Raw genomic sequence first — 9,582 nt, forward strand, 5'->3', positions numbered from 1 at the left:
CCGCCCGCGCCGCAGGGTGTCACCCCTCAGGCCGCGCCGCCGGCGCCGAATGCGGCCCCCGGCGTGCCGGGCCGCCCGGTCCAGCCGCCGGGCGTCGATCCCGGCGCTCGGGGCGATCTGCCCGTCGGCCGTGCCGAGGATCGCCGCGGCTTCAACGTGCCGGGCCGGCCCGGCTACGTGCCCGGCGGCTTCCGCGACGAGGACGAGGACATCCGCGACTACGGCCGCATCCAGCGCGACCGGCGCGAGTTCAACGAGGACGGGCGCACCTATATCCGCGAGCCGGGCCGCATCATCGTGCGCGACCGCGACAGCTACTACATCCGTCACGACGAGACGGAGCGCTTCCGCGACCTCGATCGCGGCGGCTTCCGCCGCGAGCGCCGTGGCAGCGAGACCTATTCCTATCTCGACCGGCCGGGCGGCGAGCAGATCATCACCGTGGTGGACGACGACGGCCGTCTGCTGCGCCGCTCCCGCCGCTTCCGTGACGGGCGCGAGGTGGTGATCATCGACAACGCCTACGGGGCCCGCCGCCCGATCTACGAGGACGTGGTGGACCTGCCGCCGCCCGACATCCGGATCCCGCGCGAGCGCTACGTGGTCGATTACGACGGAGCCGACGAGCGCACCGTCTACGAGGCGCTCTCCGCACCGCCGGTGGTGCCGATCGACCGGCGCTACACGCTGGATCAGGTCCGCTACAGCCCGCAATTGCGGGCGCGGATGCGCAGCGTCGACATCGACACGATCAACTTCGATACCGGCTCGTTCACGGTGACGCCGGACCAGGCGGCGCGGCTCTCGACCATCGCGAGCGCCATCAACCAAGCGATCCGCAACAATCCGCAGGAGGTGTTCCTGATCGAGGGCTACACCGATGCGGTCGGCTCGGACGTGGACAACCTGTCGCTGTCCGATCGCCGGGCCCAGTCGGTGGCCACCGTCCTGACCCAGCGCTTCCAGGTGCCGCCCGAGAACCTGACCACGCAGGGCTACGGCGAACAATACCTCAAGGTGAATACGCAGAGCGCCTCGCGCGAGAACCGCCGGGTCACCGTGCGGCGGATCACCCCGCTGATCCAGCAGGGTCAGGCCGAGGGCGCGCCGCCTCCGCGCTGAGAGCCCGCTTCGAGCGGGATCGAGCGATCGTCATGAGGGGGATGGATGGTCCCGTCCCCCTCATCCTGAGGCTGTTGAGGGGATCGTGCAGATCTTCGCCCGTGGTCCCACCCCTCCACCTCAGGATGAGGTTGGAGTGTGGGATCCGCCGGATGAACACGCGCTCGAACAGGCTCTGAGGCGGCGCGAGCGGCGGATGCGGGCGTTCCCTGGAGCGCCCGCCGGTCGAAACGATCTTCAGCCCTTGGCGCGCAGCACGCGCTCGCGCATGACCCGCTCGGCGGGCCAGGTCGGCCGGGGATCGACCTCGCCGGGCATCAGCGTGCGGGGCGCGACGCTGTCGCAGACCTCACGCTGCCGCACGATGACGGCGTTGCCGTACTCGTCCCGCCGCCGGATGTAGCCGCCGTCGCGGCAGAAGCCGGCGATGGCCGCGCTGCCGCCGCGGCGTCCGTAGGGGTTCGTCGCCACGGGCGGATGCTCGATCACGAGCGGACCGTCGCGGTTGAGCGAGCGCTCGACATAGGTGGTCTCGGCCGTCGGCAGGCCCTCAGCCTGGGCGAGGCCCGCGCCGAGGACGGAGGCACCGAGCCCGATCAGGGCGGAGAGGACGCATGCGCGCATGGACGGTTCCAGGAAAGCCTGACGTGAGCGGCATCGTAGGCGCCGGTCGGCGCGCACGATAGCACTTTGCGGCAACAATAGGTCGGCGGCCGTCGCTTGACAGGGGCGGTGCCGCATGGTCCCAACGCGCCGGGTTTTTGTCAGCGGCCCCGGGCGGGGGCGCTCTCCTCGAAGAGGTCGGCTGGTGCCACAGCGCGTGAGGCTCGGTCCTGTCAGGCGTCTCGCCGCCGCGCTCGGTGTCGCATGGCTCGCCGGATCGGCCGGGCAGGCCGAGGCCCAGGGCATGGTCCGCAAGACGTTCGAGGACTGGCAGCTGCGCTGCGAGACGCCCGCCGGGGCCAAGGCCGAGCAATGTGCGCTCGTGCAATACCTCGCTGCCGAGGACCGGCCGAACCTCACCCTCGTCGTCATCGTGCTGAAGACCGCCGACAACCGCGGCTACCTGCTCCGGGTGGTGGCCCCGCTCGGGGTCCTGCTACCCTCCGGGCTCGGTCTCAAGATCGACCAGACCGATATCGGCCGCGCCGGCTTCGTGCGCTGCCTGACCACGGGCTGCGTCGCCGAGGTGGTGATGGATGACGGTCTGGTCCGCCAGTTCAAGGGCGGCAGCCAGGCCACCTTCATCGTGTTTCAGACGCCCGAGGAGGGCGTCGGCATCCCGCTGTCGATGAAGGGCTTCGGGGCCGGATTCGACAGCCTGAAATAGGACGGGTGAGGCGGAGGATGATCGGTCGGCTGAGCGTTGTTGCCCTTGCCCTCGCCCTGTCCAGCGGACAGGCATGGGCCGAGGAGGGCAACATCTTCTCGAACCTTCTGAAATACGGCGGCACGACCGTTCCGCCCTCGCAGCCGAAGGATCTGGAGCCGCCCTATTGCCCGACGGTCGACGTGCCGGAGGGCGGCGCGGCGATGGCGACGCATGGCGGCCGCGGCGAGGGCGCCTCCGCCATCCGGTCGCAGGCGACGCTCGGACAGCTCGCCCGCGAGTGCCAGCGCCTGGAAGACGGCTCGATCCGCGTGAAGGTCGGCGTGGAAGTGAAGGTCCTGCTCGGTCCGGGCGGCTCGCCCGGCCGCTTCGACGTACCCGTCACCGTCTCGATCCGCCGCGACGAGAAGACGGTCCTGAGCCGGACCGCGCGCCTGTCGGTCACGGTGGGGCCGGGCGAGGCCCAGGGCTTCGCCTCGACGGTGGAGGACAACCTCATCGTCCCCGCAGCGATGACAGCGGATTATGAGATCTTCGCCGCGGTGGGCGGTGCCAAGGCGCCGGCCAAGCCGAAGGCCCGCCGTAAGCCAGCTGTCGCGACCGTTCCGGAGACTGGCGGGGCCGGTGCCACGCAGTGACCGATGTGCGGGCGACGCCGTTCCGTTTCGCCTCGAGCCCGTGGAGGGCGATCCTTTCGGTCACCGTCTCGTCCTCGACGGCGTGCGCGCCGGCTGGATCCGCCTGAGCTACCGCACCGATCCGGCCCTCTCGCGGCTGCGCCCGATGATCCGCGCGCTGCGCAGCGACGGCGCAGTGCAGGATTTCGTGCTGCCGGGCGGCGCGCGGGCCCACTGGCTCGGCCTGCTGCCGCCGGACACGGCCGAGATCCGCCTCGCCGCACCACCCGGCTTCGCGCTCGACCGGGTCGCCCGGCGCAGCGAGGCCGGTCTCCTGCGCGAATGCCTGGAAAAGCGCCCGATCCGGGCCGTCTCCGCCCTCTACGAGCGGATCCGCGGCGACGCCCGGCGCTACCGCGACACCCTGCGCGGCGCCTGCGCCGTGACGCCCCTCGCCGGCTACCCGCGCTGGGCGGCCGAGCGGGCCGTTCCGCCCGCGGTCTCGCGGTCGGATCGCGCCGTCCGCGTAATCCTGGCCGAGACCGGCGACGCGGAGGCGCTGGGGCGGACGCTCGCCAGCCTCCGGGCGCAGACTCACCCGCACTGGGCGGTATCGATCCTGTCCGCCCGTGCCGTCCCGGACCCGGATCCGCGGGTGGGCGTGCTGGCCCCTGGCGGCGACCGCGTGCTCGCTGACCTCGTCGGTGCCGGTGAGGCGCTCTGCCTGCTGGAGCCCGGCGACGTTCTCGCCCCGGATGCCCTGGCGCATCTCGCCGCCGCGCTCGACGGGGCGAGCCTGACCTATGGCGACGAGATCCGGGACGGCGCGCCGCGGCTCAAGCCGGATTGGAGCCCGGATCTCGCGCTGGCCGGCGGCTATCTCGGCCGGCCCTGGCTCGTCGCGCGGGGGCGCCTCTCGGATGTCCTCGACCAACCCCTCGATTCCCCGGCCGATCTCGGCCTGCGCCTCGAGATCGCTGTGGCGCGTGGGGCAGGTCCGGTCCGGCACGTGCCGCGCATCCTCGCGCAGACGGTCGGGGCGCCGCCGACGGCGGCGGCCCGGGCCGTCGCACTGCGGCGATCGGGCGTCGCGATCGTCGAGCCGGGTGGCGTGCCCGATCTGCTCTGGCCCCTGCCCGAGCCGGCGCCGCTCGCCAGCATCGTCATCCCGTCGCGGGACCGCCTCGACCTGATCACCCGGGCCTGCCGCGGCGTCCTGCACGAGACCGCCTATCCGGCGATCGAGCTGATCATCGTCGATAACGGCTCGACCGATCCGGCGGTGCTCGCCCATTACGAGACCCTGCGCACCGATCCGCGCGTCACGATCCTGAGCGATCCCGCCCCCTTCAACTTCTCGCGTCTCGTCAATGCCGGCGTCGCCGCGTCGCGCGGCGCCGTCGTGGTCCTCCTCAACAACGACATCGCGGTGCTGGAGCCGGGCTGGCTCGACGCGATGGTGCGCCAAGCCCTCCGACCCGAAGTCGGGGCCGTGGGCGCCAAGCTGCTCTACGGCGACGGGCGGCTCCAGCATGCCGGGGTGGTCGTCGGCCTGGGCGGCCGGGCCGGCCACATCCTGCGCCGCCGGCCCGGTGACAGCCCCGGCCATCTCGACCGCCTCCGCGTCGCGCACGAGGTCTCGGCGGTGACGGCCGCCTGCCTTGCCGTGACACGGGAGAAGTACGAGGCCGTGGGCGGCTTCGACGCCGAGGCCTTCCCGGTGGATTTCAACGACGTCGATTTCTGCCTGCGTCTCGGGGCACGGGGCTACAAGACGGTCTGGACCCCGGCGGCGCGGCTCGCCCATCTGGAATCGGTGAGCCGAGGCCCGGCGGTCGGTGCCGCCCGGGCCCGGTTCGAGACGGAGGGCGAGCGTTTCGCCGCGCGCTGGCGCGACGTGATCCGGCACGATCCATTCTACCATCCCTGCCTGTCGCTCACGACCTTCGGCGAGGATCTGGAGTGACGGATCGCGCCACGCCCGCCGGCGATGCCGACGCCGTCCTCTGTTTCCTCGCGCCGCGGCGGCGCGACCGGGCCGCCGCGCTCCGGGCGCTCGCCCGCCATCCGGGCCGCGTCCTCGGCCTCGTCTGGGCCTGGCTCAGCGGCAAGCGCCTGCGCGCGCGCCAGCGTCTCGCCGCGCTCATCGGGATCGAGCCCCGCCTCATGCTGCCGCCCGAAGCCGAGGCTCACTATCTCGGACCGTCACAACCCGCGCTCGGCTCCGAGATCCTTCTCCTCGGCGGACCGGGCCACGCGCTCGCGCCGGGAGCGGGGACATCGATCCGCACCGCCTTCGCCGATGCGCAGGTCCAGGCCCTCTATGGCGATGCGCTGGTCCAATTGGCGCCGTCCTCGGTCGCCGAGCCGCTCCTGCGCCCGGCTTTCGATCCGGATTATCTCGCGGCCCTCGACTATGTCGGGCCGGTCGTCGCCCTGCGCCGCGAGGCGATCGAGCCGGCCGGCATCGATCCGGCGCGCGGCGCGGCGGATGCGCTGTTCCGCATCCATGAGCGCTTCGGTGCCGCCGCCATCGGTCACCTGCCGCGGATCCTATCCGTGTGGCGGCCCTGGCAGGCTCCCGAACGGGGAGGGGAGGGGAGGGCGCACGCCGCCGCCGTGCGCGCGCATCTCGACCGGACCGGCCGCGCGGAGACGGCGGTGGCCCCGGACGGGGAGGGGGTCGCGCGTCTGCTCCATCCGCTGCCGGAGCCGGCGCCGCTCGTCAGTCTGATCGTGCCGACGCGGGACCGGCTCGACCTCCTGCGGCCCTGCGTCGACGGGCTGCTCGGCACGGACTGGCCCGCTCTCGAACTCCTGATCTGCGACAACGACAGCCGCGAGCCGGAGACGCTCGCCTATCTGCGCGACCTCGAGGCGCGGGCCTGCGCCCGCATCGTCCCCTGTCCGGGACCATTCAACTTCGCGGCCATGAACAATGCGGCGGCGGCGGTCGCACGCGGCCGTCTCCTCGTCTTCGTGAACAACGATGTGACCGTCCTCGACCCCGGCTGGCTCGACCGCATGGCCCGCGAGGCTCTGCGCCCGGATGTCGGCGCGGTGGGCGCGAAGCTGATCGACGGCGCCGGCCGGATCCAGCACGGCGGCATCGTGCTCGGCACCGGGGGCCTCGTCACCCATGCCTATCGCCACGTTCCGGGTGACGCGCCCGGCCATCTCGGCGGATTGCGCGCCACCCATGCGGTCTCGGCGGTGACGGCCGCCTGCCTTGCCGTCGAGGCCGGAAAGTTCGCCGCTGTCGGCGGGTTCGACGCGGAACGCTTCGCCGTCGACTTCAACGACGTCGATCTCTGCCTGCGCCTGAACGCGGCCGGGTATCGCACCCTGCTGGTGCCGGGCGCCGTGCTCCTGCACGACGAGGGCCTGAGCCGGCGCTGGACGCCCGAGGCGCAGGCCCGCCACGCCCGCGAAGTCGCGGCCCTGAAAGAGCGATGGGGGCCGCTGCTCGCGCAGGACCCCCATTATCATCCGGGCTTCGACCCGGATCTCTCGACCCATGTCCGCTTGGCGGCGGGCGCCTTCGCGGATGAGGCGCCGCCCGTCCTGCGGCGCGCGGCCTACTGAACGAGCCGGGGCCCGCCCATCTGCACCTTCTCGTTCTCCGACATGATGCCGAGGCGCTTGGCGACCTCCGTATAGGCCTCGATCAGGCCGCCGAGATCCTTGCGGAACCGGTCCTTGTCGAGCTTGTCCGAGGACTTGATGTCCCACAGCCGGCAGGAATCGGGCGAGATCTCATCGGCCACGACGATGCGCATCATGTCGCCTTCCCAGAGGCGGCCGGTCTCCATCTTGAAATCGACGAGGCGGATGCCGACGCCGAGGAAGAGGCCGGAGAGGAAGTCGTTGACGCGGATCGCCAGCGCCATGATGTCGTCGATCTCCTGCGGCGTCGCCCAGCCGAAGGCCGTGATGTGCTCCTCCGACACCATCGGATCGTTGAGCTGGTCGTTCTTGTAGTAGAACTCGATGATCGAGCGCGGCAGCTGCGTGCCCTCCTCGAGGCCGAGCCGCGTCGCCAGCGAGCCCGCCGCCACGTTGCGCACCACCACCTCGAGCGGGATGATCTCCACCTCGCGGATGAGCTGCTCGCGCATGTTCAGCCGGCGGATGAAATGCGTCGGCACACCGATGTCGTTGAGGTGCTGGAACACGAATTCCGAGATCCGGTTGTTCAGCACGCCCTTGCCGTCGATGATCTCGTGCTTCTTCGCGTTGAAGGCGGTCGCGTCGTCCTTGAAGTGCTGGATGAGCGTCCCGGGCTCGGGCCCCTCGTAGAGGACCTTCGCCTTGCCCTCGTAGATGCGACGGCGGCGGTTCATAGGCGTGTACCGTGGTTTGAGGAAGTCCATGGGCCGTGACTCCTGAGGGCGACAAGTGTGGAATCCGCGGCGCGGCGACCGGACGAGGGGTCGGGCGGCAGGAGCCCATCGCTGTCGAAAGCCCCCCGCAGCCGGCCGCCAAACTACCCGAAGCGGGGTGGCTGCACAACGCGTTAGCCCGCAGGTGGGGATTGCGCTGGGACCTGCGGAGGGCCGCGCCGCGGCCGTCATCCCGCTGCGGGCGCGGGCCGATCGTCGCGTCTCCTGCGACCTCCGGGAGATCCCTTCGGGATGGCGGATGTCGTCCCCGCTCAGGCGCCGCGCCGGCTTGCGGGCCCTTCTGCGGTTCGGTCGACCGGACGGGCGTCAGGCGGTCTTCGAGGGATAGCGGCAGAGGTCGCGGATGGGGCAGTTCGGGCAGTCGGGCTTGCGCGCCTTGCACACGTAGCGGCCGAACAGGATCAGCCAGTGGTGGGCGTTGAGCCGGTAGGGTTCGGGCACGATCGCCTCGAGCCCCGCCTGGACTTTGTCGGTGGTCGAGCCGATCACCAGCGGGATGCGGTTCGAGACCCGGAAGATGTGGGTATCGACGGCGATCCGCGGCACCTGGAAGGCCACGTTGAGCACGACGCTCGCGGTCTTGGCGCCGACCCCGGGCAGCACCTCGAGCGCGTCCTGGGAGCATGGCACCGCGCCGCCATGCTGCTCGACCAGGATGCGCGACAGCGCGATCACGTTCTTCGCCTTGGTGTTGAACAGGCCGATGGTGCGGATGAAGCCGCGCACGCGCTCCTCGCCGAGGTCGAGCATCTTCTGCGGCGTGTCGGCGAGGGCGAAGAGAGGGGCAGTCGCGAGGTTCACGCTGCGGTCGGTCGCCTGGGCCGAGAGGACGACGGCCACCAGCAGGGTATAGGGGTTGACGTAGTCGAGCTCCGCCCGGGGCTCGGGGTTGAGCGCGCTGAGGCGCCGGAAGATCTCGGCGAGGTCCGCCGCGTCGACAGGCCTGGGCTGCGTCTCGACATGGGCGGTGAGCGGCGTCGCGAGCGCGGCCTTGGCGCTCCCCGACCGCTTGGTGCGCGAAGGACTGGCGCGCGAGGGGGCTCGCACGGTGGCCGCGGCGCCCGGCAGAGGTTCGGCCGTGTCCGCGGCGGCTCGCGGCGAATTGACGGACGCGCGCGTCTTTCTGGGAGGCATGGCGGCGTTATATGGATCGTATGGCGAGCGGCAACCTCTCGACCCATCCCGACGGGCTCGACCCCGACACGATCGACCGGCCGGTCTTCACCGCGACGATCCGGCCGCACCAGTCGCTCAGTCGCCTGGGTTTCCGCATCGTCATGGGCGGCTGCTGCCTGGTCTCCCTCGTCATCTCGGTCTGGTGCTGGCGCATGGGCTTCTGGCCGGTGGCCGGCTTCTTCGGCCTCGATATGCTGGCGGTCTACGTCGCTCTGAAGGTGAGCTTCCGGCGCGGCCGATCCTTCGAGGAGGTGATGATCTCGCAGATCGAGATCCTGATCGCCCGCGTCAGCCATCGCGGCGAGCGTCGCGAATGGCGCTTCAACCCGCTCTGGACCAAGCTGACCCAGGTCGAGGACGAGGAGTACGGGCTTCAGCGTCTGACCCTGGTCTCGCGCCGCGAGCATGTGACGGTCGCCCGCGATGCCTCACCGGAGGAGCGGGCGCGTGTGGCCCAGGGTCTGCGCGCGGCCCTGGCTCAGGTGAAGAAGGGCTACTGAGCGGTCTCCGACGAAGGCCGCCTGGCGGGCGACGCGCGGCGAGGGATGCCTGTGACCCCAAATGGCTCTTCGCTTCGCCAGGTTCGCCACCGAGCCCCGTCACGGCTCTGTCGTCGATTTTTCGCAGCCTCTTCATTTTCCGTGTTGACGCCGGCCTGGGCCGCCCGTATACCCCGCTCATCGGCGCCGGCCGCGGATGTGGACCGGACGCTGCACTGTCGCTTCGGCAGGCCTTCTGGAACATGGCGAGCGGGCTGGGCTCGGATCGGGTAGATCCGGGACAGGCGCTGTTTTCGTCTCTGGATGGTGTCTGACGGTGGGTGTTCCCGCTGTCCGCTCTTTGACAAGTGAATGACGAGAAAGAGAAGCGTGGGCGGCGTGTGTCCTTGCGGATCTGGATCTGGGGTTTCGGCCCTGGGTTCGGATCGTGAGAT

General features: G+C 71.0%; 9 protein-coding genes. 6 read left to right on the forward strand and 3 right to left on the reverse strand.

Annotation, left to right across the window (positions count from 1 at the left end):
• On the forward strand, positions 1-1,122 hold a 1,122-nt coding region (locus MET9862_RS26850), incomplete at its 5' end, for an OmpA family protein (protein WP_244612929.1).
• 237 nt (positions 1,123-1,359) lie between these two features.
• Here the strand turns inward: MET9862_RS26850 and MET9862_RS26855 are convergent.
• Entirely contained in the window at positions 1,360-1,746 is a 387-nt protein-coding gene (locus tag MET9862_RS26855) for a hypothetical protein (RefSeq protein WP_185157022.1), read from the reverse strand.
• A 115-nt stretch (positions 1,747-1,861) separates the two neighbouring features.
• On the opposite strand from MET9862_RS26855, the gene MET9862_RS26860 reads away from it, so the two are divergent.
• From MET9862_RS26860 to MET9862_RS26875, 4 genes are all read left to right on the forward strand, one after another.
• Entirely contained in the window at positions 1,862-2,452 is a 591-nt protein-coding gene (locus MET9862_RS26860; protein WP_244612930.1) for an invasion associated locus B family protein, read from the forward strand.
• A 17-nt stretch (positions 2,453-2,469) separates the two neighbouring features.
• Positions 2,470-3,090, forward strand: a complete 621-nt coding sequence (locus MET9862_RS26865) for a hypothetical protein (protein WP_142585982.1) — start codon at positions 2,470-2,472, stop codon at positions 3,088-3,090.
• A 145-nt stretch (positions 3,091-3,235) separates the two neighbouring features.
• On the forward strand, positions 3,236-5,035 hold the full coding sequence (locus MET9862_RS26870; RefSeq protein ID WP_244612931.1) for a glycosyltransferase family 2 protein: 1,800 nt from the start codon (positions 3,236-3,238) through the stop codon (positions 5,033-5,035).
• On the forward strand, positions 5,032-6,654 hold the full coding sequence (locus tag MET9862_RS26875) for a glycosyltransferase (protein ID WP_185157023.1): 1,623 nt from the start codon (positions 5,032-5,034) through the stop codon (positions 6,652-6,654). The genes MET9862_RS26870 and MET9862_RS26875 overlap by 4 nt, the downstream gene beginning before the upstream one ends.
• Here the strand turns inward: MET9862_RS26875 and purC are convergent.
• Together purC and nth are read right to left on the reverse strand one after the other, a co-directional pair.
• Positions 6,648-7,442: a phosphoribosylaminoimidazolesuccinocarboxamide synthase gene (purC, locus tag MET9862_RS26880; protein ID WP_142585984.1), complete on the reverse strand. Its 795-nt coding sequence runs from the start codon at positions 7,440-7,442 to the stop codon at positions 6,648-6,650. The two genes, MET9862_RS26875 and purC, sit on opposite strands and share 7 nt — an antisense overlap.
• Positions 7,443-7,778: 336 nt before the next feature.
• Complete coding sequence (gene nth, locus MET9862_RS26885; protein ID WP_142585985.1) at positions 7,779-8,606, reverse strand: endonuclease III; 828 nt, start codon at positions 8,604-8,606, stop codon at positions 7,779-7,781.
• 20 nt (positions 8,607-8,626) lie between these two features.
• Here nth and MET9862_RS26890 point away from each other — a divergent pair, with 20 nt between their 5' ends.
• The gene (locus MET9862_RS26890) at positions 8,627-9,148 is read left to right on the forward strand and encodes a DUF2244 domain-containing protein (protein WP_142585986.1); all 522 of its coding nucleotides are present in this window, start codon (positions 8,627-8,629) and stop codon (positions 9,146-9,148) included.
• Positions 9,149-9,582 lie beyond the last annotated feature (434 nt).

This window comes from Methylobacterium symbioticum, from assembly GCF_902141845.1.
GTDB classification, from domain to species: Bacteria; Pseudomonadota; Alphaproteobacteria; order Rhizobiales; family Beijerinckiaceae; genus Methylobacterium; species Methylobacterium symbioticum.

Bases quoted from the DNA above. Each gene is read 5' to 3' on its own strand.
- MET9862_RS26855 (WP_185157022.1), bottom strand. From the start codon at position 1,746: ATGCGCGCATGCGTCCTCTCCGCCCTGATCGGGCTCGGTGCCTCCGTC.
- MET9862_RS26860 (WP_244612930.1), top strand. From the start codon at position 1,862: ATGGTCCCAACGCGCCGGGTTTTTGTCAGCGGCCCCGGGCGGGGGCGC.
- MET9862_RS26865 (WP_142585982.1), top strand. From the start codon at position 2,470: ATGATCGGTCGGCTGAGCGTTGTTGCCCTTGCCCTCGCCCTGTCCAGC.
- MET9862_RS26870 (WP_244612931.1), top strand. From the start codon at position 3,236: ATGATCCGCGCGCTGCGCAGCGACGGCGCAGTGCAGGATTTCGTGCTG.
- purC (WP_142585984.1), bottom strand. From the start codon at position 7,442: ATGGACTTCCTCAAACCACGGTACACGCCTATGAACCGCCGCCGTCGC.
- nth (WP_142585985.1), bottom strand. From the start codon at position 8,606: ATGCCTCCCAGAAAGACGCGCGCGTCCGTCAATTCGCCGCGAGCCGCC.
- MET9862_RS26890 (WP_142585986.1), top strand. From the start codon at position 8,627: ATGGCGAGCGGCAACCTCTCGACCCATCCCGACGGGCTCGACCCCGAC.